Here is a 21,677-nt window from a genome sequence, read left to right as displayed (position 1 = left end):
CGCGAGCCGCTTCCCTGGCTTCGCCCGGTCCTGGAGACGGGCGCGGCCAGGGAAGAGACCCTCGCGGCCTAGCGCCAGTGTTCCGGCACTTCACCCTTGTAGCGACGCACGCCATACAGGGTCCACGCCGGCAACATCACCAGGCACTCCAGCACCAGCGCCAGAATGAACGCCACCGCCACGCCCCAGCCAATGGCTTCGGGCACCAGTAACACCTGGTAGGTATACCCGTTCAGGGTTTCCTGGCTGATCTTCGGGTCGGCTGCCGTGATCACGTGCCAGTCGCGCCACCACCATGGCCCCTGCAACGCCAGCCACTCGGCGTCCAGCGCCTTGTGCCGCTCGATCAGGGTGCCCACGCTCTGGCCATCGCTCTGGAACACGGGGTCGCTGCTGTCATGGTAATGGGCCACCAACGCCTGCAAGTCACCGTTGAAGAACTTGTCGGCAGTGTCCTGGAAGCCGCGCAGGCTTTGCTGCGCTTCCATCAGGTGTGCTTCCACCCGGTGCACGTAATCATTGATCAGACCGGGCACTTGAACGCCCAGCAACAACCCCACGGCAAACAGCACCAGTCGCAAGTAACTTCGCAGCATTGGGCTTTCCTAGTCAGTGGTGCCCTGCAGCACGCATTCGCCGCGGCGCCACAGCGCCCATTGGCCGGGCTCGTAGCGCTGCCAGGTTTCGTTTTCGGTCAGAGGTTCGGTGGCAATCACCGTGACCACGTCGTTGGGAGTGGTCTCGGCCTGAAAATCGACGATCACGTCAACGTCTTTGAGCCGGGCCGGGCCGAACGGCGCGCGACGGGTGATGTGGGCCAGTTTGGTCGAGCAGAAGCAGAACAGCCAGTCGCCGTCACTGAACAGGCAGTTGAAAACGCCCTTGGCTCGGTAGTGAGCGCACGCTTCGATGAGGACAGGCATTACCTGCTCGATTTCCACTGGCTCGGGGAACGCCTCGCGTACCCGGTTGAGCAAGTCGCAGAACGCCGCTTCGCTGTCGGTATCCCCTACCGGCCGGTAGAACGTGGCAGACGGGTTGAAGTCGGCCAGTTGGCCGTTGTGGGCGAAACACCAGTTGCGCCCCCACAGTTCGCGCACGAACGGGTGGGTGTTGGACAGGCACACCTTGCCCACGTTGGCCTGGCGAATGTGACCAATGACCACCTCGCTCTTGATCGGGTAACGCTGCACCAGTTCGGCCACCTGCGACTCGCTGCTCGCGGCCGGGTCCTGGAACAGGCGCAGGCCACGACCTTCGTAGAAAGCGATGCCCCAGCCGTCGCGGTGCGGGCCGGTGCGGCCGCCACGCTGCATCAGCCCGGTGAAGCTGAAAACGATGTCGGTCGGCACGTTGGCGCTCATGCCCAGCAGTTCACACATGGCGGCTCCCCGGCGGCGTTACAGGCGCGGCTCGACGCGCATGCGCCCGGCAGGGCTGGGCGGTGTCGGCTGGGGCGGCGTGCGGCCGAAACGGTCGGCGCTGCCAAAGGGCTCGTCGGGTTCGTCACGGCGCCGCTGGTCGGCCTCGGCCTTGGCCAGGGCTTCGTCACGGGCGGCCTGTTCTTCACGGCGGGCGCGGCTGCTACGTTCGATCGGCCAGCGAATCAGGGCGTAGATCACGTACAGCACCAGGGCGACCAGGCTGTACATGGCCAGGTCCGACATGGCGGGCAAGGCATGGCCTGCGTCCTTGAACAGGATGTCCAAAGCGGTCATGGCCACCGCAGGGGCAAACATGTCCTTGCCCGGGTCGACGATGGTGGGGGTGAACAGCACCACCGCCATCACCAGGCGCAATGGCTGGCGCAGCCAGCGCCAGATCCAGGTAGTCAGGCGCAGCCATACCATCAGGCAACCAAAGGCGGCGAAGGCATAGATACCCCAGGCGAGGAAATAGTCGTTCTCGGTCATGGTGTCCGTGGCAAGGCAGGCGAATAGGCGCTTATGATAACGACTTTTCGCCGTGCAGGCGCCCCCTATGCCAAAAGGCCCGTCGGGCGCCGCCAAATCCCCCTTTGCGAGTGAACCGCCCATGCCCCCATCAGCCACTGCCCCACGTGCCCCCATCGCCCGCAAGGCCGACGGCACCGACCCGTACGCCTGGCTGCAGGAACGCGACAGCGCCGAGGTGCTTGATTACCTGAAGGCCGAGAATGCTTACCAGGAAGCGCAACTGGCCGACCAGGCCGAGCTGCGCGAACAACTGTTCGAAGAGATCAAGGGCCGCATCCGCGAGACCGACCTGTCCCTGGCCTCGCCCTGGGGCCCGTACCTGTACTACACCCGCACCACGGCCGGCGATGAGTACGCCCGCCACTACCGCTGCCCGCGCCCGGCCGATGACAGCCCGACCGTGGACGAAGCCCACGAGGAACTGTTGCTGGACCCCAACGCCCTGGCCGCGGGCGGTTTCCTGTCCCTTGGCGCCTTCAACATCAGCCCCGACCACCGCTTGCTGGCCTACAGCCTGGACACCAGCGGTGACGAAATCTACCGCCTGTACGTGAAGGACCTGGCCACCGGCACCGTCACCGAGCTGCCGTTCCAGGATTGCGACGGCAGCATGACCTGGGCCAACGACAGCCAGACCCTGTTCTTCGGCGAACTGGATGATACTCACCGCCCCCACAAGCTTTACCGTCACCACCTGGGCAGCAGCGACGCGGCCCTGGTGTTCGAGGAGACCGACGGCCGGTTCTTCCTGCATTGCTACCGTTCCAGTTCCGAACGCCAGTTGATCCTGCTGCTCAACAGCAAGACCACCAGCGAGGCCTGGGTGCTGGACGCCGCCCACCCGGAGCAGGCCTTCCAGTGCCTGGCGCCCAGGGTCGAAGACCACGAGTACTACCCCGACCACGGTCGGCTCGACGGCGCCTGGACCTGGTTCATCCGCAGCAATCAGGACGGCATCAACTTCGCCCTGTTCCAGGCCGCGGACAACGGCCAGGTGCCTACCCGCGACCGCTGGCAACCGCTGATCGGCCATCGCGACGACGTGATGCTCGAAGGCGTGACCCTCAACGCTCAGGCGTTCACCCTGAGCCTGCGCGAAGGCGGCCTGCCGATCATCGAAGTGCACCCACAGGGCCTGGCGAGTTATCGCGTGCAATTGCCGGACGCGGCCTACAGCCTGCATGTGTCCGACAGCCTGGAGTTCGTCAGCCCCCGTATTCGCCTGCGCTACGAGGCCCTGAACCGCCCGGCCCAGGTGCGCCAGCTGAGCCTCGCCGATGGCGAGCAGAAAGTGCTCAAGGAAACCCCCGTGCTGGGCGTGTTCAATGCCGATGACTACGTCAGCCAGCGCCTGTGGGCCACGGCAACCGACGGCACGCGCATTCCCATCAGCCTGGTGGCCAAGCGCAGCGCCATGGGCCAGCCGACACCCTTGTACCTGTACGGTTACGGCGCCTACGGCGAAAGCCTCGACCCGTGGTTCTCCCACGCGCGCCTGAGCCTGCTGGAACGCGGCGTGGCCTTCGCCATTGCCCACGTGCGCGGTGGCGGTGAGCTGGGAGAGGCCTGGTACCGGGCCGGCAAACAGGAACACAAGGCCAATACCTTCAGTGACTTCATCGCCTGCGCCGAACACCTGATCGCCCAGGGCCTGACGACCAGCGACCAGTTGGCCATCAGCGGCGGCAGCGCCGGTGGCCTGCTGATCGGCGCGGTGCTCAACCAGCGCCCCGATCTGTTCAAGGCGGCCATCGCCGAGGTGCCGTTCGTCGACGTGCTCAACACCATGCTCGACCCGGACCTGCCGCTGACCGTCACCGAGTACGACGAGTGGGGCAACCCCGAAGAGCCCGACGTGTACGAGCGCATCAAGGGTTACGCGCCCTACGAAAACGTCAGCGCCCAGGCCTACCCTGCCCTCCTGGTGGTGGCCGGTTACAACGACAGCCGCGTGCAGTACTGGGAAGCGGCCAAATGGGTGGCACGCCTGCGCGACACCAAAACCGACAGCAACCTGCTGCTGCTCAAGACCGAACTGGGCGCCGGCCATGGCGGCATGAGCGGCCGCTACCAGGGCCTGCGAGACGTCGCGCTGGAATACGGTTTCGTGTTCAAGGTACTGGGCCTGGCCTGAGGGAACTTCGCGACGACCTGATGTCTGATTGACACTGTTTTTCACACACCTGCCGGTGCCCGCCGCCTACACTTCGGGGCGGGAACCGTGCGTATAACAAGACCGTGATGCCATGCCAGATCCGACCTACCTGAATAACGAAATCCGCGACATGCTCATGGACTGCGGGCTGTTCAACCAACTGCTGCCGGCGGACTTCGCTGCCGCGTCAGGCTATTTCATCATCACCAGCATTGCCCAGGGCGAAGAAATTTTCCACGAGGGCGATGCCGGTACGTTCATGTGCATCATTCACCGCGGCACCGTGACCGTGCGCAAGACCGGCAACGACGAGCAGCCGGTGGACGTCGCCAGTCTGCGCAAGGGCCGGGCGTTCGGCGAGATGGCGGTGCTGGATGGCGAACGACGTTCGGCCACCTGCGTGGCGGCCAGTGACTGTCAGTTGCTCAACCTGGGCAAGGACTCACTGGACAAGATGCTCAACGACGCGCCGAAAATCGCCGCGAAGATCATCCGGGCGCTGGCGGTGTCCATGTCCAAGCGCTTGCGCATGGTGGATGGCCAACTGCTCTCCCAGCACCCCTGATAACACTGCCCCTGCTCCTGCACGTTATCCGCTCAGCCGGGTGGGGGTTTGTTCGGCGAGGCTTCCAGTTCCGGCAAGGCATCATCCTTGGGCGGCCCCGGCACCTTGATCGGTGGCAGCAACGGCGCACTGCCAGCCGGCCCGGCCTTGGGCAGAATGGGGGTGGAGACCTGCGGGTAGGGCGTGGGCGTGGGCGTGCCGGGTGCGCCGCTGCTGGGTGTCACCACATTTGCCTGCACTTCCACCGCCTGCGCCGCACCAATACCAAGCCCAAGGGCGACAATGCCCGATACAATAAGCAACTTCATCGACGGCTCCGCTGCCGGGTACTTGTTCTGCACCCAAGGCTACTCTTTGCCGCGTCCGCTGTCCCCTCCCCCTGCGAGATCCCCATGAAACGCTTTGTACTGCTGGACACCACGCCCATCCCCGACAACGGCGGTGCCCTGTGCCTGTTCGAATACGGCGAGGATTTCGTCATCAAGATCCAGGGCGGCGACGGCGGCCAACTGATGAACACGCGCATGCACGGCTCCGAGGACGCGCTGGCCGAAATCCCCTGCCGCAAAGTGGCTGGGCGGCCGAATTCGCGGGTACTGATCGGCGGCCTGGGCATGGGCTTTACCCTGGCCTCGGCGCTCAAACACCTGGGCAAGAGCGCCGAGGTAGTGGTCGCCGAGCTGGTGCCTGGCGTGGTGCAGTGGAACCACGGCCCGCTCGGAGAAAAGGCCGGCATGCCGGTGCTGGACCCACGCACCACCATCGTTCAGGACGACGTGGCCAACGTGCTCCAGGCCGAGCCCCTGGGCTTTGACGCGATCATGCTCGACGTCGACAACGGCCCCGAAGGCCTGACCCAGAAAGCCAACTCCTGGCTCTATTCCAGCGGCGGCCTGGCGGCATGCGGTCGTGCCTTGCGGCCCAAGGGCATACTGGCGGTGTGGTCGGCCAGCGCCGACCGCCAGTTCAACGACCGCCTGCGCAAGGCCGGCTTCAAGGCCGAAGAAGTGCAGGTATATGCCCATGGCAACAAGGGTACCCGGCACACCATCTGGATTTGCGAAAAGCTCAAGGGCTAGCCCCTGAACGGCGCTCCTTCCTCTGTGGGACACAGGAGAAGAAGGGCCGCACGGCCTGGTTTCACGCTAGAATGCAGGCTGACCGTCATTATCCCTTGAGGTGAACCCATGAGTTCGTCCACCCCCCATACCGCCAAGCTCGACCGCATCCTGGCCGAGACCCAGCGCGAGCGCGAAAGCGGCTATCGCGACAAGGCACTGAAGATGTACCCGCACGTGTGCGGCCGCTGCGCCCGTGAGTTCTCCGGCAAGCGCCTGAGCGAACTGACCGTGCACCACCGCGACCATAACCACGACAACAACCCCCAGGACGGCTCCAACTGGGAACTGCTGTGCCTGTACTGCCACGACAACGAGCACGCTCGTTACACCGACCAGCAGTACTTCGGCGAAGGCTCCCTGAGCAGCCCGACCATCGCCAAGGCCACCCACAACCCCTTCGCGGCCCTGGCCGGTCTGATGAAAAAGGACTGACCCGGCGTGGCCAACAAGCGTTACAGCTGCATCGGTCTGTTCAACCCCAAATCCCCTGAAAACGTCGGCTCGGTCATGCGAGCCGCCGGCTGCTATGGCGTGAATTCGGTGTTCTATACCGGCAAGCGCTACGAGCGGGCACGGGACTTCGTCACCGACACCAAGCGCATCCACTATGACATCCCTCTGATCGGCATCGATGACTTGCAGAAGATCATCCCCCTGGGCTGCACCCCGGTGGCCGTGGAGCTGGTGGAAGGTGCGCGCCCGTTGCCCGAGTACACCCACCCGGACCGGGCCATCTATATCTTCGGCCCCGAAGACGGCTCGCTGGACCAGAGCGTGCGCGACTGGTGCGAAGACACCATCTATATCCCCACCGAGGGCTGCATGAATTTGGCGGCGACGGTCAACGTGGTGCTGTATGACCGCATGGCCAAGGGCTTGAATACCCGCTCAGGGCCGAAATTCAAATAGGCCGATGGAACAGCTGCCGGGTTTGGCAGTCAGCTACTGATAGAACAATTCCCATCAGGAGTATGATCATGAGCGACAACCAACACCTGGAAGTCTTCGACACCATTGGCCGCGCGACCTCCCCTACCGAACACAATGTGCAGGGCTGGGAACGCGCAGGCTCGGTGGCCACCGGCATTGTCCTGGTGGGCAAGGGCCTGCGCCGGGGCGGCCTTTTCGGCCTGGTGCAGATCGCCATCGGCGGCGTGGCCTTGGCCCGCGGCCTGACCGGCCATAGCGCCACCAAGGCCCTGATCGAACAAAGCCGTCAGGAGTTCGATGGCGTACGTGCCAAGATCGAACGCGCGGGGGAAGAGTTGAGCAAGTTGCAGGAAAGCGCGGTGAAGGCCACCAAGACCGCTACCGTGACCGGCAACGACGAGCTGGCTTCGCCCAAGCCTTGATCCTGCTTGATACTCTGCGGCGCCTGGCCGCGTCGAGGGCACATACGGTGGGCCTGATATTACGCGGTGCCTGGGACGCGGCCGGGTCCGCTGCAGGCACCCGCTGATCAACCGGCGCGGAAGATCAGGTAGTCTTCCCAGTCGTCCTCGTCCACATCCTTCTCACTGAGCATGCGTCCCGACTGGGAAATGTGCTTCTTGTGCACCCGCTTGCGGTCCCCACACACCAGGTGGTGCCAGCTGGGCAGGTCCTTGCGCTCGCTGACCAGGCGATAGCCGCAGGTCGGCGGCAGCCATTTGAACTGGTCGGCTTGCCCTGGGGTGAGCTGGATGCAGTCAGGCACCTTGGCCTTGCGGTTGGGGTAGTCGGTGCACTGGCAGGTCTTCAGGTCCAGCAACTGGCAGGCGATCCGGGTGTAGTAGACGCTATGGTCATCTTCATCTTCCAGCTTCTGCAGGCAGCACAGCCCGCACCCGTCGCACAGCGACTCCCACTCCACCGGGGTGAGCTGGTCGAGGGTTTTGGTGCGCCAGAAGGGGTCGACGTGCGTGGCCATGTTGCTGGTGTCCTGTATCGAGATGCAGTTCGCCGGTAGCCGGCTGAAAAGGCCGCCAGTCTAGTGCCGCAAGGGCCTGGGGCCAAGCGCCGGCGACATCCGGTCAAACACTTCACTTGTCAGCGGTGGCCTTGGCGCAGTAATTTCGGTGTTTTCCCTCAACTTCGTAGGAAGCGTCCATGAGTGTCAACCCGCGTATCGCCGAGCTCGGTATTCACGAGCAGTTCATCAACCGCTGGTCGCCACGCGCCTTCAGTGACGAAAACATCTCGGAAGAAACCCTGCTGAGCTTCCTGGAAGCCGCCCGCTGGGCGCCTTCGGCCTACAACTCGCAGCCATGGCGTTTCCTCTACGCCCGCCGCGGCACCCCGAACTGGGAGCGTTACCTGGGCCTGCTGAACGAGTTCAACCGCAGCTGGGCGCAACACGCTTCGGCGCTGGTGATCATCCTCTCCAAGACCACCTTCACCGCACCGGGCGCCACGGAAGAAACCCCAGCCCTGTGGCACACGTTCGACACCGGTTCCGCCTGGGGCCACCTGGCACTGCAAGCGAGCCTGAGTGGCTGGCATACCCACGGCATGGCCGGTTTCGACAAGGAACTGACCCGCAAGGAGCTGAAGGTACCAGAGGGGTATGAGCTGCACGCGGCCATCGCCATCGGCAAACTGGGCGACAAGGCCAGCCTGGCCGAACACCTGCAAGCCCGCGAACTGCCTAGCCCACGCCGCCCGCTGAGCGAACTGGCTGCCGAAGGTGATTTCACCCTGTAGGTCATCCCAAAGGGATGGAGCTGCGAGCGGAGTGCAACCTGCTTGCAGCTTGCAGCTCCCCGAAGGCGTTCAGTAGCCCCGGATGAAATCCACTTCGCCGCGCAATGGTTGACCCGCGCTGTAGTTGCGCAGGTTTTCCACGAACAGGCGCACCATCGCCTGCGGCGAGGTCGGCGCCGAACTGTGCCCGGTCAGCAACAGCCCCCAGGCCGTCCAGAACGGATGACGCTGGGGCAGAGGCTCCTGGCGGCAGACATCGATCACCGCACCGGCCAGGTGACCCAGCTTCAACGCCTCCACCAGGTCCGCATCGACTACCGCCACCCCACGCCCGGCGTTGATGAACAACGCGTCCGGATTGAACCGGGCAAACAGCGCGGCGTTGTAAATGTCCTGGGTAGCCGGCGTGTCCGGCAGCAGGTTGATCACGTAGTCCACCTGCCCCACCTTGTCGCCCAGGGCGTCCAGGCCCAGCACCTCGACGAACGGCGCCTGCTCGCGCGGGCTGCTGGCGATGCCATACAGGGCCACGCCAAACGGCAGCAGGCATTCCGCCACCCGCTGGCCGATGTCGCCGGTACCCACGATCAGCACGCGGCGCCCTTCCAGGCTGCGGCCGGGGCGGTTGTCCCACTTGCGCTCGACCTGGGCCACCAGGCGGGCCAGCACCTCACGCTCATGGCCGAGCATATAGGTCAGCATGTACTCGGCCATCACCTGGCCGAAAATGCCCACCGCCCGGGTCAGCCGGTAGTGGCGTGGCAGGCCGGGCAGCAACAACGGCGTGATGCCCGCCCAGGTGGACTGCAGCCACTGGGGCTGGTGGCCCTGGCGCAGCAGTGTGCCCAGCAGATCTGGCTGGCCCAGCCACACAGGGCAGTCGGCAGCCAGCTTTGAGAGCTCGGCCGAATCCCCACTGGTGAGAACGTCAACGTCCGGCGCCGCTTCACGCAGCAACTGCGCGTAAAGGGCGTAATCCTGTTCTGCGATCAGAACCCGCATGCTTGAGAAACCCTTGAAAACCCTGCCCGCCTCACGGACGACTGCCGGGTGTGACGGTCAGACCGGATCGTTGCGACGCAACAGCTCTTCGGGCAGGTGCTCGATGTACTCTTCTTCGGGCGGCGGCATCTGCAGGTGGTAACCCTGGCCGTCCAGGTTGGCCAACACCTGGGTGATGTCCTCGCGGGCCAGCGTGCGTTCCGGGGTCAGCACCATGTCGAAGGCGTGCACCGGTTTGCCGAACACGGTCAGCAGGCCATCGGGTACGCGCGCCAGGGCATCGCTCTTGAGCACATACAGGTACATCTCGTTCTTGCGCGGGCTTTTGTAAATGGAGCAGATGCGTTTCATGGTGTCTCTCCTGCGCCCGCCAGGGCCTTGAGCAGGGCTTGGCCCATGAGCTCGCGGCGCCAGCCACGCAGTGTGTCAGGCAATTGATAGGGGCCGTCGGGGTAGCCGCTCTTGAGCAGGGCTTCGAGGGTCTTCTTGCGCAGCATCACTTCCGGGGCTATGCCCAGGCGCTCGCCTTCGGCCTGGCCGATGGCGCGCAGCTGCTTGAGCACGCCCGCCGCTTCGATCGGCAATGGCTCTGGCAAGGCTGGCGGCCACTGTTCGGGGGGCACGCTGCCGGCGTCCTTGATCAGCTTGAGCAGGAACTCGCCATCCTGGCGCACGGTACGCGGGTGCATGTCTTCGATCTTGGCCAGGGCGCCCAGGTTGTCCGGCTGGGTACGGGCCAGGGGCCACAGCGAATGCTCGCGCACGATGCGGTTACGCGGCAAGTCGCGGGCGCGTGCCTCGCGTTCGCGCCAGGCGCACAGCTCGCGCAGCACCGCCAGTTGCTGGCGTGACAGCTTCCAGGCCAGCTTGGCCTCGCGGTAGATTTCGTACGGGTCCACCTCGCGGCGCAGTTGCGCCACCAGCTCACTGCCGTCTTCCAGCACCCAGGCGTATTTGTCGTCGGACAACTGCGGGCGCAGCTTTTCATAGACTTCGGCCAGGTGCACCGCGTCTTCGGCGGCGTAGCTCACCTGGGTGTCCGACAGGGGGCGTTGCAGCCAGTCGGAACGGGTCTCGCCCTTGGGCAGCTCGATGTCGAGCACCGCCTGCACCAGGCGCGAATAGCCCATGGAGAAGCCCAGGTTCAGGTAGGCAGCGGCCAGCTGAGTGTCGAACAGCGGCGCCGGCAGGCTGCCGGTCAGGCGCAACAGCACTTCCAGGTCTTCGCTGCAGGCATGCACCACCTTGATGACGGCGGTGTTTTCCAGCAATTGTGCCAGTGGTTGCCACTGTTGGATGGTCAACGGGTCGATCAGCCAGGCGGCGGCGCCATCGCCGATCTGGATCAAGCCGGCTATGGGGTAAAAGGTGTCGACCCGCATGAACTCGGTGTCGAGTGCAACGTACGGCAGACGCTGCCATTCGGCACACTGCCGGGCCAGGCTTTCGTCGTCGCGAATCCAGTGAATATCGATGGCCACAAGGCTCTCCCTCGAACAATGGCGCGCAGTATATATCGACCCCGACGGTTACTGGGCATTCCATCGACAAAGGCGATGCGGATCAAGCCTTGCGCAGCACGTAGGTACGCCACATGGCGTACCCGGGAACAAGATCATGATGGTCGACGATCGCGAACCCCGCCTGACGGAATTCGCTTTCGATCTGCGCGCGGGGTACCACGAAGCGGTTGTGATGCCCAGCACCCTCGGCGCCGAGGCGCCGCTGCTCCAGGCGGCGACGGCGCCAGGCGCGGAAATTGCCGTCCACCCACAGGGAAATGATCACCGTGTCGCGGCTGACCCGGTGGAATTCGCGCAGCACGCTCAAGCGCTGCTCGCTGCTGGGGACATGGTGAAACCAGCGCATGCAGAAGATGCAATCGACCGCATTGTTGCCCAGGCTGATGGCCTCGGCGCTGGCCTTGAGCGGTGCTACGCGCGCCGACAGCGCGGCGGGTGAACCGCTCATGGCCAGGCTGAGCTGGTCGGGGTCAGGGTCGGCGGCCAGAATCACGCGGTTGGCGTGTTCTGCCAGCACCGGCCAGAAACGCCCACTGCCACAGGGCAAGTCCAGCACCAGACCGGGCTCGCCGGCAGCGCCCAGGCACTGGCGCGCCAGCTGTGCTTCACGCCACTGTTGCAGGCGCCCGCCCAGGCCCGAATGTGACGGCGCAGCAGCGTACAGTTGACCGGAACCGCGGTGGGAAGGTGGCAACGACATGAATGGCGAGCGCTCGCAGGGCCAGGGTGAAGGGTTACCTTAGCGGCACAGGAGTTAAATGCGGGTCAATCCAATGTGAAAAAAACGTCAGCAAGCGCCGGAATATTTTCATCCAAATACCCTTCACCCTGGCAGTCGACAGGTTTCAACAGGCCTCTCAACGGAATCAAGGCTACTCTCAATAGTCTGAACCTAGGCCCACAAACCCAGCAGAGGTGACGAGAATGCCGGTCAAACACAATCTGTACGAGGATTTGAAACTCACTCGCGAAGAGGTCGACACCCGCAGGAAAAGCGATGACAGGCTCAGCAAGCTGCTGAACGACTACGACGCCATTGACGCAGATGTGCTCAAGGCCGAATCCGCCGCCGCGCCGGACGACGAGGTGAAGAAGCTCAAGGAGAAACGTTTGCTGGCCAAGGACCGCATCGTGCAGCAATTGGAATACCCGGGCACCCGCGGGGCTGGGGCGGGGTTTGATCAGTAACTGATGGGGTGGACAAGCCCGCCCCCGCCCCGACGAAAGGCCCGCGATGAATTCATTGCGGGCTTTTTCTTTCTGGGCCCCTACAACGCGGCGTTACATTGCGGTGTGGAAAATCTGCTCGATCTCGCCCTGTGTGGCGGTGCGCGGGTTGGTGAAGCCGCACGCATCCTTCATCGCATTCGCGGCCAAGGTAGGAATGTCATCAGCCTTGGCGCCCAACTCGGCCAACCCGCCGGGAATACCGATGTCGGCGGACAGCGCGCGAATGGCCGCGATCGCGGCGGCGGCGCCCTTTTCATCGTCCAGCCCCTGGGTGTCTACGCCCATTGCCGTGGCCACATCCTTCAGGCGCGCCGGGCAGACGCTGGCGTTGAAGCTTTCCACATGGGGCAGCAGCACCGCGTTGCACACGCCATGGGGCAGGTCATAGAAACCACCCAACTGGTGCGCCATGGCATGCACGTAGCCCAGGGATGCGTTGTTGAACGCCATGCCTGCCAGGAACTGCGCGTAGGCCATGTTTTCCCGTGCAGTCATGTCGTCGCCCTGGGCCACGGCCGTGCGCAGGTTGGCGGAAATCAGCTGCACCGCCTTGAGTGCACAGGCGTCGGTGATGGGCGTCGCGGCCGTGGATACATAGGCCTCAACGGCATGGGTCAGGGCGTCCATGCCGGTGGCGGCGGTGAGCCCCTTGGGCATCTTGGCCATCAGCGCCGGGTCGTTCACCGACAGCAGCGGCGTGACGTTGCGGTCGACGATGGCCATTTTCACGTGGCGGGTTTCATCGGTGATGATGCAGAACCGCGTCATCTCGCTGGCCGTGCCAGCCGTGGTATTGATGGCAATCAGCGGCAATTGCGGCTTGGCCGACTGGTCGACGCCTTCGTATTCGCTGATGTGGCCGCCGTTGGTGGCGCACAGGGCGATGCCCTTGGCGCAGTCGTGGGGCGAACCGCCGCCCAGGGAAATGATGAAATCGCTGCCCGACTGCTTCAGCGCGGCCAGGCCGTTCTCGACATTGCTTACGGTAGGGTTGGGCTTGGCGCCGTCGAAGATGGTGGCATTGATGTCCTGCTCGGCCAGCAGGCCCGCCACCTTGTCGGCCACCCCGGCCTTGGCCAGGCCAGCATCGGTGACGATCAGGGCCTTGCGAAAACCATACTTGCGAATGGCTACCACCGCCTCGTCGAGGCTGCCGATACCCATCATGTTCACGGAGGGAATGAAGAAAGTGCTGCTCATGATTGATCCTCTTTTATTGTGGTTGGCCCAGGGCCGGGCCGAGGTTGCGGTTCATCAGGCGAGCTCGTTGCTGGATCAATGCTAGGCGCGCGGGGGTAGGGGCAGAATGGTGCTTTGGGGGGGATCGAGGGGGTGCTTTGGTAGTAGACCCGGCGGCAGGCCAACAGGCGGCCTGCCCTGCCGTTCAGGAGCGGGAGGCATCCTTCTGAAGTACCTCACGGGTGAAAATCAGGAAATCGTCCATGTGCTTGGTGATGATCGATACAAGGATGGGCAACTGGAGGGTCTGGTACTCATGCACGGCGATGTTGCGGAAACCAACCATGTTCTTGAGGTTGGAGGAAAGCGTTTCATCTACCCAACCGGCTTGTGCAATCAGCGCCAGTGCACTCCGAGCGTTTAGATAGCCTGCAACGCTGGCAAACGCTGTTGGAGCCTTTCAATAATCTTTTCCATGTTCATGAAGCGTATCTATGCACGTTTTGCCCGATAAGGCACGCCCCGCGCTGATGACTGCCCGTTCGGCCTCTTCCGGACACTTACACAACCCGCGCCGGCTGCTAGGATATCGACCATCAGAAGAACAAAGCCGGCGCTATCTTTGTAGTCTCCCGGACGGAGGAAAGATGAACGCCCAGAAAGAGCCGCCCCTGATCGAACTGCAGCGCCTGCCGCGCCAGGCCTGGCTGCGGCTGCTGGGCCAGGCACCGGCAGGCCTGTGGTTCTGGCCTATCATGCTGCTGGCCATCATGGCGCGCCTGTACCAACTGACGGCCTCCGCCATCTGGTGCGACGAAGGCTCCAGCCTGGTGATCAGCGCCTACTCCCCCGCACAGATCTGGACCCACGCCGGCCATGATGTACACCCCCCGCTGTATTACCTGGTGCTGCACGGCTGGATGGCACTGTTCGGCAACGGGCTGTTTTCCATTCGGGTGATCAGCGCCCTGCCCGGCATCGTCAGTGTCGGCCTGGGCGTGTGGCTGGCGCAGCTGGCAGCCGGGCGGCGCGCAGCGGTGCTGGGCGGGCTGATGCTGGCACTGTTGCCCATCGCCGTGCACTACAGCCAGGAAATTCGCATGTACCCGCTGATGGGCATGTGGCTGATGGCCGCCACCCTGGCGCTGGTGTACTGGGTGAAATACCCGCGCCGCAACGGTTTTCTGGTGGCGTACGTGCTGCTGATGAGCGCCAGTTTCTACACCCATTACTTCACCAGCCTGTGCGTGCTGGCTCATTGGGCGTACCTGGCGCTGTTGCGTGGTGGCGGTAACCGACTGGTGCAACGCCCTGCCTGGTGGCTGGCCAACGTCGCCATCGTGGCGCTGTACCTGCCGTGGGTGCCCAGCCTGGTGGACCTGGTGCAACACCTGCCGGAACTGGCTGCCGGCAATGACGTGGGCTGGATCAGTGACGTGACGGTCGGCTCGCTGCCGTCGATGGTCTGGCAGTACCTGATCCTCAGCGATGGCTTCGACCTGCCGGTGCTACTGTTCGTCGGCCTGCCCCTGGTGCTGGGGGCTATCGTGGGTTGGGTGCTTTGCAGCGACCGGCACCCCTTGCGCCTGCCATCACTGCTGGTGATCTACAGCGTGCTGCCGTTGCTGGTGATTTTTCTGATTTCGTTCAAGACACCGTTGCTGGTGGACCGCTACATGATGTTCTCGGCCCTGGGGCTGCCGCTGGTGCTGGGCATTGCCGCCGACCGCTTGGCCCGTCGCTCCCAACCACTGGCGGTGGCGGCGGTACTGGCGTTCGTCGCCGTGCAGGCGGTGGGCCTGCAGCGCAACTATGACGTGGACGATGACCAGTTCGACAAGATGGTGAACTTCGTCAACCAGCGCTACCAGCCGGGCGATCGCATCGTGGTCAGCGATCTGTTCTGGTATTTCGGCTATTTGTACTACAACACCACTGGCGCCGAACCGCTGCTGTACACCCCGCCCAAGCTGGACGGCAGCACCGGCCGACCGACCGACTACGGCTTTGGCAACCTGGTGGACGAGGACGCTGAGCGCATTTATGTGGATACCTTGAAGGATCTGCCCCAGGACCACCAGCGGGTGTGGTTGATCAGCGGCACAGGCGACACCGACGACTTCGCCTCGATCCCGGCCCAGTGGCGCAAGGTGGACCAGACCGTGGTCGGTGACACCGAAGCGCGGCTTTACGAGCGGCCCTGATCAGGGCAGGTAGAGCTTGAAATAACCGCCGCCCAGGCTGCCACCGTTGGCCAGTTCCACCCGGCCGACGACACCGTTGCGTTCATGGCGCTCGGCGATGCGCGCCGCGAAATACAGGCCCAGGCCCGTGCTGCCGCTGACCGGGTTGATACCCTGCACATAAGCCGACTGCGACTCGATCAGCGCCGACGGGTAGCCGGGGCCATCGTCATTGATGCCCAGCACCAGTTGCCCGTCTTCTTCCCACGCACTGATATGAATGGCCCCACGGGCAAATCGGATGGCGTTGATGATCACGTTGGCCACCACCGAGCCCACCAGTTCGCGGTCGAAGAACCCCAGCGGGCACAACACGTCCACGTCATGGCTGGCGCTGATACCCCGGCTGTCCAGTACTTCCTGGTGCCAGGCCAACTGCGCCTCGATGAAATCGTCCATCTCATGGTATTCAGGCCGCAGGGGCAACTGGTTGACGCCCAGCTTATACAGCCCCAGCAGTTGCACCATCATGCCGTTGAGGTTGGCGAATTCGTAGTCTATGACCCCGCGCTCCGCCGTATTGCGCTGCTCTTCGGGCAGCCCCTGTGACCACTTGCCATGGGCGGTCATGACCGACGACAACGAGTTTTTCATGTCATGCACGATGGAGGCGATGACCATGGAAAAGTCCAGGCCGCTGTTGTTTTCACTCATGCGCCAAACGCCCTGTTCCGCAGTTTCTGGTAACGCTCGAAGCGAGCATCGCTTTCGGGCATGTGGCCCACGGTGCGCAGGCACGCCCTGCACTCTTCCAGGCCCGCGCCGGTGATCGGCACGCCCTTGGCGTGCAGCAGGCCCTGGGCCAGGTTGAGGGCGATACTGATGTTCTTCGGTTGCAGCGCCAGGGCTTGACGAAACAGCGCCTGAGCCTCGACGAAACGCCCTTCGCGATAGGCGCGCACGCCCTGCTGGTTGTAGTCGATGGCAATCTTGTTGGAGCCGAGGATAGCCGGGTCGTCGGTCTGCTTGGCGATGTTCTGCATCACCTGCGGGTCGTCGCCATAGATTTCGGCACAGCTCTTGAGCACGCCGACGCCCGCTTCGTCCTGACCCAGGTTCTGCAACTGCGCGGCCACCGACAGGGCGGCCTCGGCGCTGAGGAACTGGTCCATGCTCTGCAGGCGGCTGACGGCCTCTTCAGCCAGCTTGGCGGCCTCTTCGGGGTTGGAGCGCTGCAGGCTGGTGGCCTTGATCAGCCGGGTGCGCACCTGGATGCCCTGGTCGTCATTATTGTCCTTGGCGACGTCGGTGAGGGTCTGGTTCAGCTCCACGCGGCTGCGCGCATCCAGGCCCGCGTCGCCCCCCTTGCTGATCAGCGCCTGGGCAAACCCCAGGTTGGTCTCGGGGTTCTTGAAACGGGAATACTGACCCTGGTTCACCGCTTGGCGGAACGCCCGGGACGCGCTATCGAAATCCTGGTTTTCCATGGCCAGCTTGCCCAGCAGGCTCTGCCGGCGCACGGCCAGGGGCGACAGCTTCACCGCGTCTTCCAGCACCTGCTGGGCGCGCTTGCCGTCGTTGCGGGCCACCAGCACGTCGGCCAGGCCGTCGTACAGTGCGGGCAACATCGGGAACGTCTTCAGTGCGCGCTCGTACACGTCCTGGGCTTCGGCCAGGTTCTTGCGCTTGAACAGCAGGTTGCCCAAGGCACCGAAGGCCCACGGCGTGGGGCGGTCGGCCAGAATGGTCTTGAGGAAGGCCTCCAGCGGCTCGTGCTGGTTGAGGTCACGCAACGCCTCTGCCTTGTAGCGATGGCACAGCGGCGCGTAACGGGCATCTTCCTGGGTCAGGCGCGTGCACGCGGCCAGCACTTCCATCGGCAGGCCCTTGTCCAGCGCCTGCAGAATCGGCTTGAGCAGGGTCTTGCGCTGCACCAGTTTTTCCAGGCGCTGCGCCAGGCCCGCGCGGTTGAACGGCTTGGTCAGATAGGCATCGGGCTCCCATTCCAGGGCGCTCATCACCATGGCCTGGCTGTTCTCGGCGGTGACCATGATGAACACGCTTTCGTGGCTGAGCAGCTTGTCCAGCATCAGGTCTTCGAGCACCTGCTGGCCATTCTTCTTGCCGTCGCCCAGGTTGAAGTCGTGCAGCACGAAATCGTAGCGCTTCTGCGCGCAAGCCTTCAGGGCCTGTTCACCGGTGTCGGCCGTGTCCACATCCTTCACGCCCAACTCGCGCAGCATGGAGCGCACCGAGCTGCGGAAATCGGAGAAGTCGTCGACGATGAGAAACGATTTTTGGTTGTACGCCAGCATGCGCGATCCCGTTGGGGGAATGAATATAAGCCTGTGGGGGCTTTCCAATACGTGGGCTATCGGCATGGGGCGGATTTTCTAGAGGTGTCGCCCCATGAATACCGCGCCTTTTCACCCGGGTGTGGGACCTACGGTAACCCGCACAGGTCACACTGCAAATGCCATTATTTTGCCACTAATCCGCAAACCCGTTCGATTACCGCCAAGGAGAAAAGGTAGGCGAAAAACAGGTGCCTGGCGGAAGACGAAGCACGACGCCGACTGCGCGTCGCTCTTTTCGCTGGCAAGCCATGCTCCCATGTTGGAGCAGAGCTTGCTCGCGAAGCAGGCGCCGCTGGGCCAGCTCAGAGACCAATACACAAGCCAAGGACCAAGTTCACCAAAACAGGAAATCGCACGGCTGGCAGATTCACCCCTGCAGGACAGAGCGAAACGCTGGAAAGCGTTATTCACAAACCAACCCTTATAAATAAAATAACAACCGCACTTTTATAGCTCCCTGCATAACCGCAAGCGCGAAACAAGATAAAGTTTCTTGCAACTTCAACTAACATCATAGTTGATCCACGAACATTTCACGATAGAAATCCCACAACAACGGATTCATGAAATTATCATTTCATCCATGTGCCCGGGGCCACTCGCATGACCGACAAACCCGCTGCGCCGCCGTCAATCGGCGAACAAGAACTCAACAAGGTCTATCACCCCGATGATGTCGCCGCCTTGAAACGACTTCAATCATTTTGCCCTGACTATTTCGATATCATTCAGGAGTTCGGCCTGGGTAGCCTCTGGCAGCGCCCCTGCCTCAGCGCCCGGGAGAAGGAGTTGGTGGCAATCGCGGCGCTGGTAACCCAGGGTGACAGCGAGCGCGAAATACGCCAGCACTTGCATACCGCTCCCCTTCGCGGGCTGACTATTACCGACATTACCGAGTGTATCATCCTGCTCAGTATCTACATTGGCGTACCGCGAACTTACAACGCCATGGAAATCATCCGTAACCACGGGTAACCTCCCATGAATGTCGCCGACGCGCTATTCAACGTATTGAGCAAGGAGGCAGTAAGCCATCTATTCTGCGTACCGGGACAGCCCATCGATGCGCTGCTTGAAAGTGCAACTTCCGGGGGCAACGTTATTCCAATCGTCGCCGCCCACGAAGCGGGTGCCGTGTACATGGCTGATGGTTACAGCCGTGCGAGCGGTCGCTTTGGCGCCTGCCTTTGCATCGGTGGCCCCGGTATTACCAATACCATCACGGCGCTGGCCACGGCGCTTGCAGATCGCTCACCTCTACTGGTGGTGACCGGGGACACCCACCGCCAGAACAAGCACCTTGGGGCCTTGCAGGATTTAGCCTGTATCGACACTTGCGCCTCAACGGTGGTCGCGCCCGTCACTGCGGCACGCTTGACCCTGGAAGCCCCCGAACAAACACTCCGCTACTTACGCAGGTTGCTGCAGCGAATGCTCGCCCCAGCCTCTCGAGGGCCGGTACAACTCACTATACCCATGGACCTGCAGAAGGCCTTGGTTCACGAGACCTGGACACCGCTCAATGCAAGCGACTTCCATCCCCGGCCATTGGACGAGACGGGATGCCAGCGCTTTTGGCGTACCGTAGGCCCCCGCCCCCGCATCGCCATCCTGGCAGGCTCCGGATGCGTCCAGTCCGGCGCCAGCGAAGAGCTGCTCCGGTTCGCCGAACGGCTCCACATTCCGGTGGCCACGACCTTGGGGGCCAAAGGCGTGTTTCCCGAAGACCACCCGTTAAGCCTCGGCGTGCTCGGCTGGTTCGGCAATGGCCCAGCCATCCAGGCACTCACGGGCAACGTGCTCGATACACTGGTGGTACTCGGCTCACGCCTCAACATGTTGAGCAGTCTGGGCTGGGCCCCAGGGTTGCAGCCGGCGCACGCCCTCATCGTAAACGATATCAATGCTGACGCTTTATGCAGCGCTTACCGGGTCGACTTGAGCATCAACGGTGACACCGCTGCCTTCCTGACCACCCTCAACAGGTGCAGCCAAGAGGATGGCAGGCCCTTGCTAGCTAGCCTGGCAGACCGTAAACGCTGGCTCGAAGCACTGACTCGTGGCCATCCACGCCATGAAGCCATGAGCAATACCGTCACGACCCTACAGCCAATTCATCCCGCACGCGTAGTGCACGACCTGCAGCAGGTAATAGGGGCCGACACCCTGCTGTTCTCCGACAGCGGTGCCCACGCATTTTTCGTCGGGCACTACTGGAAAAGCCTGCGGCCGCGGCGCTTTTTCACTTCCATCAAGTACATGGGGGCGATGGGCTGGGCGATCCCGGCGGCTATTGGTGCCGCGTTCGCCTGCCCAGGCGAACCCTGTGTGGTCGTGACTGGAGACGGCTGCATGCTGATGCATGGCATCGAGATCCAGACGGCGGCCCGTCATGGCCTGCCGCTGATGTGCGTGGTGATGAACAATGCCGCCCTGGGCAACCCGAAGCTGCGCGCTGATGCGGTCAACCCGGCGCTGGGCAAATTGCATGAACTACCCCTTCACGACTGGGCGGGCTTCGCTAAGGCGCTGGGGGCCACAGGCCTGACCGTTACGGATGCAGAGCAGTTGGTCCCGACGTTCAAATACGCGCTGGGGTGCGGCGGCACTGTGGTCATCGACGTACGCACCGGCAACTACCCAACCCCCACCACTGCCTTTGACCTGAGCATGAAACTCCGCGGGGGAGCCGCACATAAGCCCGCCTCACAGCGTAACGTAGGGAGCGCACCGCAAGCAGCCGCCGATTAGCGCACGGCCACCAGTTCGTGAAAAAACTCGGGCTTAGCCTTGACGACCTCCAACACCTTCGCGGCAAGACCGGTCGGGTGACGGCGGCCGCTTTCCCAGCTCTTGATCGTATCCAGGCTGGTGCCCAGGGCCTTGGCCATATCGCTCTGCGAGACGTTCAGTTGAGCCCGGATGGCCTTCACATCAACCACTTTAAAACGGCTCTGGCGGGACGGCAGGCGATGACCATTTTTGATGTCCACCGCCTCTTCAAGGGAATCCTTCATCTCGTCAAAAAAACTCATATCACACCTCATTGTTCAGTCGTTGAGTGAGCGCTTTCAATTCAGCTTTTTCCACGGCCGTCAGGCTGTCCTTGGTGCGTTTGGGGTATCCCATGACCAGATAGATCACCTCAGCGGTGGCGAGAAGCGCCGCGCGGGCGGCGCTGGGTATCAATGGCAGCACTGAAACATCGGCTCGCATCTTGCGGCCATTGCTCCATCAATGTCCGGAGCCTGCGGAAAAACCCGGGGGATTTGCTTGGACACTGCATCAAGGCCTGCAGGGGCATGCCGCGAGGTGTGCGCGGCTCCTGCGACCGTGCGCCGCCCGCGCGGCGCTTCCCGGCCAAGGCCGGTCCCACATGAGTTGCAACGTGCCATGACCTGTGGAATGAGGTAACCAGCCTTGGCTGCGGGCGGTAAAGATGCGGCGCGGCATTATTCATGTACCGTCGGAGCAACAGCGAAGATTAATCGAACTGATGGGCGATTCGATGCGCAGGCACCCAACCAGAGACACAAGCCTCAGGCTCAAAACGCAAGCCAGCGCTATGCTCACTGCCTCTCCACTGAACGCCTTTGCCTTTCCTCAATCAGATGAGACCGATGTTCAAAGCCATCTTGGGTGACGATAATTGTTCTGTACAGGTAGCGACCTGCTGACTGTGCAACCGCCATGATAGGATCCAATAAATAACAAAGGGAGTTTCC

General features: G+C 63.0%; 25 protein-coding genes and 1 pseudogene. 11 read left to right on the top strand and 15 right to left on the bottom strand.

Translation table 11 applies throughout. From position 1 onward, the window contains the following. Positions 1-68: 68 nt before the first annotated feature. The 3 genes from QBK88_RS21910 to QBK88_RS21900 are packed head-to-tail and all read right to left on the bottom strand — an operon-like array spanning position 69 to position 1,913. Positions 69-596 (bottom strand): DUF2937 family protein, encoded by a 528-nt coding sequence (locus QBK88_RS21910; protein ID WP_176571864.1) that lies wholly within the window; start codon positions 594-596, stop codon positions 69-71. 9 nt (positions 597-605) lie between these two features. After that, on the bottom strand, positions 606-1,382 hold the full coding sequence (locus QBK88_RS21905) for a class II glutamine amidotransferase (RefSeq protein ID WP_277963687.1): 777 nt from the start codon (positions 1,380-1,382) through the stop codon (positions 606-608). 18 nt (positions 1,383-1,400) lie between these two features. After that, complete coding sequence (locus QBK88_RS21900) at positions 1,401-1,913, bottom strand: MFS transporter (protein ID WP_268148925.1); 513 nt, start codon at positions 1,911-1,913, stop codon at positions 1,401-1,403. 121 nt (positions 1,914-2,034) lie between these two features. Here QBK88_RS21900 and QBK88_RS21895 point away from each other — a divergent pair, with 121 nt between their 5' ends. Beyond that, positions 2,035-4,089 (top strand): S9 family peptidase, encoded by a 2,055-nt coding sequence (locus QBK88_RS21895; RefSeq protein ID WP_277963686.1) that lies wholly within the window; start codon positions 2,035-2,037, stop codon positions 4,087-4,089. A gap of 112 nt (positions 4,090-4,201) precedes the next feature. Then, entirely contained in the window at positions 4,202-4,675 is a 474-nt protein-coding gene (locus QBK88_RS21890) for a cyclic nucleotide-binding domain-containing protein (protein ID WP_268148921.1), read from the top strand. 32 nt (positions 4,676-4,707) lie between these two features. Here the strand turns inward: QBK88_RS21890 and QBK88_RS21885 are convergent, their stop codons facing one another. After that, a complete protein-coding gene (locus QBK88_RS21885) occupies positions 4,708-4,983 on the bottom strand; it encodes a hypothetical protein (RefSeq protein WP_268148919.1) in 276 nt (91 codons plus the stop codon). Between the two features lie 84 nt (positions 4,984-5,067). Between QBK88_RS21885 and QBK88_RS21880 the strand changes: the two genes are divergently transcribed. The 4 genes from QBK88_RS21880 to QBK88_RS21865 all read left to right on the top strand — a co-directional run bounded on the left by QBK88_RS21880 (position 5,068) and on the right by QBK88_RS21865 (position 7,148). Next, a complete protein-coding gene (locus QBK88_RS21880; protein ID WP_277963685.1) occupies positions 5,068-5,754 on the top strand; it encodes a hypothetical protein in 687 nt (228 codons plus the stop codon). 108 nt (positions 5,755-5,862) lie between these two features. After that, entirely contained in the window at positions 5,863-6,228 is a 366-nt protein-coding gene (locus QBK88_RS21875; RefSeq protein ID WP_158158551.1) for a YajD family HNH nuclease, read from the top strand. Between the two features lie 6 nt (positions 6,229-6,234). Next, positions 6,235-6,705 (top strand): RNA methyltransferase, encoded by a 471-nt coding sequence (locus tag QBK88_RS21870; RefSeq protein WP_027977079.1) that lies wholly within the window; start codon positions 6,235-6,237, stop codon positions 6,703-6,705. Between the two features lie 68 nt (positions 6,706-6,773). Beyond that, entirely contained in the window at positions 6,774-7,148 is a 375-nt protein-coding gene (locus tag QBK88_RS21865) for a YgaP family membrane protein (protein ID WP_277963684.1), read from the top strand. 107 nt (positions 7,149-7,255) lie between these two features. On the opposite strand, the gene QBK88_RS21860 is transcribed toward QBK88_RS21865, so the two are convergent. Further along, entirely contained in the window at positions 7,256-7,705 is a 450-nt protein-coding gene (locus QBK88_RS21860) for a YcgN family cysteine cluster protein (RefSeq protein ID WP_277963683.1), read from the bottom strand. Positions 7,706-7,884: 179 nt separating this feature from the next. Between QBK88_RS21860 and QBK88_RS21855 the strand changes: the two genes are divergently transcribed. Then, positions 7,885-8,478, top strand: coding sequence for a nitroreductase family protein (locus tag QBK88_RS21855; protein ID WP_268148911.1), 594 nt, complete (start codon positions 7,885-7,887; stop codon positions 8,476-8,478). Between the two features lie 69 nt (positions 8,479-8,547). Here QBK88_RS21855 and QBK88_RS21850 read toward each other — a convergent pair whose 3' ends face one another. The 4 genes from QBK88_RS21850 to QBK88_RS21835 form a co-directional block, all read right to left on the bottom strand. Further along, on the bottom strand, positions 8,548-9,480 hold the full coding sequence (locus QBK88_RS21850; protein ID WP_277963682.1) for a D-2-hydroxyacid dehydrogenase: 933 nt from the start codon (positions 9,478-9,480) through the stop codon (positions 8,548-8,550). A 57-nt stretch (positions 9,481-9,537) separates the two neighbouring features. Then, on the bottom strand, positions 9,538-9,831 hold the full coding sequence (locus QBK88_RS21845; protein ID WP_277963681.1) for a YcgL domain-containing protein: 294 nt from the start codon (positions 9,829-9,831) through the stop codon (positions 9,538-9,540). Then, positions 9,828-10,961: a ribonuclease D gene (gene rnd, locus QBK88_RS21840; RefSeq protein WP_277963680.1), complete on the bottom strand. Its 1,134-nt coding sequence runs from the start codon at positions 10,959-10,961 to the stop codon at positions 9,828-9,830. Before rnd ends, QBK88_RS21845 begins: the two co-directional genes overlap by 4 nt. A gap of 82 nt (positions 10,962-11,043) precedes the next feature. Further along, positions 11,044-11,703, bottom strand: coding sequence for a class I SAM-dependent methyltransferase (locus QBK88_RS21835; protein ID WP_277963679.1), 660 nt, complete (start codon positions 11,701-11,703; stop codon positions 11,044-11,046). A gap of 224 nt (positions 11,704-11,927) precedes the next feature. Here QBK88_RS21835 and QBK88_RS21830 point away from each other — a divergent pair, with 224 nt between their 5' ends. Further along, complete coding sequence (locus tag QBK88_RS21830; RefSeq protein WP_277963678.1) at positions 11,928-12,191, top strand: hypothetical protein; 264 nt, start codon at positions 11,928-11,930, stop codon at positions 12,189-12,191. Positions 12,192-12,284: 93 nt separating this feature from the next. Here QBK88_RS21830 and yiaY read toward each other — a convergent pair whose 3' ends face one another. Beyond that, positions 12,285-13,433, bottom strand: a complete 1,149-nt coding sequence (yiaY, locus tag QBK88_RS21825) for an L-threonine dehydrogenase (RefSeq protein WP_277963677.1) — start codon at positions 13,431-13,433, stop codon at positions 12,285-12,287. 184 nt (positions 13,434-13,617) lie between these two features. Further along, positions 13,618-13,830 (bottom strand): annotated as a pseudogene (gene hepT, locus QBK88_RS21820) (type VII toxin-antitoxin system HepT family RNase toxin); the annotation flags it as partial. Positions 13,831-14,059: 229 nt separating this feature from the next. Between hepT and QBK88_RS21815 the strand changes: the two are divergent. Then, complete coding sequence (locus QBK88_RS21815; RefSeq protein WP_277963676.1) at positions 14,060-15,616, top strand: glycosyltransferase family 39 protein; 1,557 nt, start codon at positions 14,060-14,062, stop codon at positions 15,614-15,616. Here QBK88_RS21815 and QBK88_RS21810 read toward each other — a convergent pair whose 3' ends face one another. Next, positions 15,617-16,309 carry a sensor histidine kinase gene (locus QBK88_RS21810; RefSeq protein ID WP_277963675.1) on the bottom strand — a complete coding sequence of 231 codons (693 nt, stop codon included), beginning with the start codon at positions 16,307-16,309 and terminating at the stop codon, positions 15,617-15,619. Next, positions 16,306-17,910, bottom strand: a complete 1,605-nt coding sequence (locus QBK88_RS21805) for a response regulator (RefSeq protein ID WP_268148894.1) — start codon at positions 17,908-17,910, stop codon at positions 16,306-16,308. Before QBK88_RS21805 ends, QBK88_RS21810 begins: the two co-directional genes overlap by 4 nt. Before the next feature lie 645 nt (positions 17,911-18,555). Between QBK88_RS21805 and QBK88_RS21800 the strand changes: the two genes are divergently transcribed. Together QBK88_RS21800 and QBK88_RS21795 are read left to right on the top strand one after the other, a co-directional pair. Beyond that, the gene (locus tag QBK88_RS21800) at positions 18,556-18,927 is read left to right on the top strand and encodes a carboxymuconolactone decarboxylase family protein (RefSeq protein ID WP_277963674.1); all 372 of its coding nucleotides are present in this window, start codon (positions 18,556-18,558) and stop codon (positions 18,925-18,927) included. 6 nt (positions 18,928-18,933) lie between these two features. Further along, positions 18,934-20,703: a thiamine pyrophosphate-binding protein gene (locus QBK88_RS21795; protein WP_277963673.1), complete on the top strand. Its 1,770-nt coding sequence runs from the start codon at positions 18,934-18,936 to the stop codon at positions 20,701-20,703. On the opposite strand, the gene nadS is transcribed toward QBK88_RS21795, so the two are convergent. Both nadS and QBK88_RS21785 read right to left on the bottom strand, forming a co-directional pair. Then, positions 20,700-20,987 (bottom strand): NadS family protein, encoded by a 288-nt coding sequence (gene nadS / locus QBK88_RS21790; RefSeq protein ID WP_277963672.1) that lies wholly within the window; start codon positions 20,985-20,987, stop codon positions 20,700-20,702. The genes QBK88_RS21795 and nadS overlap by 4 nt on opposite strands. A gap of 1 nt (position 20,988) precedes the next feature. Then, complete coding sequence (locus QBK88_RS21785) at positions 20,989-21,168, bottom strand: hypothetical protein (protein ID WP_277963671.1); 180 nt, start codon at positions 21,166-21,168, stop codon at positions 20,989-20,991. Positions 21,169-21,677: the final 509 nt, after the last annotated feature.

Origin of the sequence: Pseudomonas sp. RIT-To-2 (assembly GCF_029623465.1) — a bacterium.
Classification (GTDB): domain Bacteria; phylum Pseudomonadota; class Gammaproteobacteria; order Pseudomonadales; family Pseudomonadaceae; genus Aquipseudomonas; species Aquipseudomonas silvicola.
Note: the sequence above shows the minus strand (reverse complement) of the source record. Positions and strands in the feature narration are given on the sequence as shown.

Bases quoted from the DNA above. Each gene is read 5' to 3' on its own strand.
- QBK88_RS21800 (WP_277963674.1), top strand. From the start codon at position 18,556: ATGACCGACAAACCCGCTGCGCCGCCGTCAATCGGCGAACAAGAACTC.
- QBK88_RS21785 (WP_277963671.1), bottom strand. From the start codon at position 21,168: ATGCGAGCCGATGTTTCAGTGCTGCCATTGATACCCAGCGCCGCCCGC.
- yiaY (WP_277963677.1), bottom strand. From the start codon at position 13,433: ATGAGCAGCACTTTCTTCATTCCCTCCGTGAACATGATGGGTATCGGC.
- QBK88_RS21890 (WP_268148921.1), top strand. From the start codon at position 4,202: ATGCCAGATCCGACCTACCTGAATAACGAAATCCGCGACATGCTCATG.
- QBK88_RS21830 (WP_277963678.1), top strand. From the start codon at position 11,928: ATGCCGGTCAAACACAATCTGTACGAGGATTTGAAACTCACTCGCGAA.
- QBK88_RS21900 (WP_268148925.1), bottom strand. From the start codon at position 1,913: ATGACCGAGAACGACTATTTCCTCGCCTGGGGTATCTATGCCTTCGCC.
- QBK88_RS21880 (WP_277963685.1), top strand. From the start codon at position 5,068: ATGAAACGCTTTGTACTGCTGGACACCACGCCCATCCCCGACAACGGC.
- QBK88_RS21810 (WP_277963675.1), bottom strand. From the start codon at position 16,309: ATGAGTGAAAACAACAGCGGCCTGGACTTTTCCATGGTCATCGCCTCC.
- QBK88_RS21815 (WP_277963676.1), top strand. From the start codon at position 14,060: ATGAACGCCCAGAAAGAGCCGCCCCTGATCGAACTGCAGCGCCTGCCG.
- QBK88_RS21895 (WP_277963686.1), top strand. From the start codon at position 2,035: ATGCCCCCATCAGCCACTGCCCCACGTGCCCCCATCGCCCGCAAGGCC.
- QBK88_RS21855 (WP_268148911.1), top strand. From the start codon at position 7,885: ATGAGTGTCAACCCGCGTATCGCCGAGCTCGGTATTCACGAGCAGTTC.
- QBK88_RS21795 (WP_277963673.1), top strand. From the start codon at position 18,934: ATGAATGTCGCCGACGCGCTATTCAACGTATTGAGCAAGGAGGCAGTA.
- QBK88_RS21905 (WP_277963687.1), bottom strand. From the start codon at position 1,382: ATGTGTGAACTGCTGGGCATGAGCGCCAACGTGCCGACCGACATCGTT.
- QBK88_RS21860 (WP_277963683.1), bottom strand. From the start codon at position 7,705: ATGGCCACGCACGTCGACCCCTTCTGGCGCACCAAAACCCTCGACCAG.
- QBK88_RS21865 (WP_277963684.1), top strand. From the start codon at position 6,774: ATGAGCGACAACCAACACCTGGAAGTCTTCGACACCATTGGCCGCGCG.
- nadS (WP_277963672.1), bottom strand. From the start codon at position 20,987: ATGAGTTTTTTTGACGAGATGAAGGATTCCCTTGAAGAGGCGGTGGAC.
- QBK88_RS21835 (WP_277963679.1), bottom strand. From the start codon at position 11,703: ATGTCGTTGCCACCTTCCCACCGCGGTTCCGGTCAACTGTACGCTGCT.
- QBK88_RS21875 (WP_158158551.1), top strand. From the start codon at position 5,863: ATGAGTTCGTCCACCCCCCATACCGCCAAGCTCGACCGCATCCTGGCC.
- QBK88_RS21805 (WP_268148894.1), bottom strand. From the start codon at position 17,910: ATGCTGGCGTACAACCAAAAATCGTTTCTCATCGTCGACGACTTCTCC.
- QBK88_RS21850 (WP_277963682.1), bottom strand. From the start codon at position 9,480: ATGCGGGTTCTGATCGCAGAACAGGATTACGCCCTTTACGCGCAGTTG.
- QBK88_RS21845 (WP_277963681.1), bottom strand. From the start codon at position 9,831: ATGAAACGCATCTGCTCCATTTACAAAAGCCCGCGCAAGAACGAGATG.
- QBK88_RS21910 (WP_176571864.1), bottom strand. From the start codon at position 596: ATGCTGCGAAGTTACTTGCGACTGGTGCTGTTTGCCGTGGGGTTGTTG.
- QBK88_RS21885 (WP_268148919.1), bottom strand. From the start codon at position 4,983: ATGAAGTTGCTTATTGTATCGGGCATTGTCGCCCTTGGGCTTGGTATT.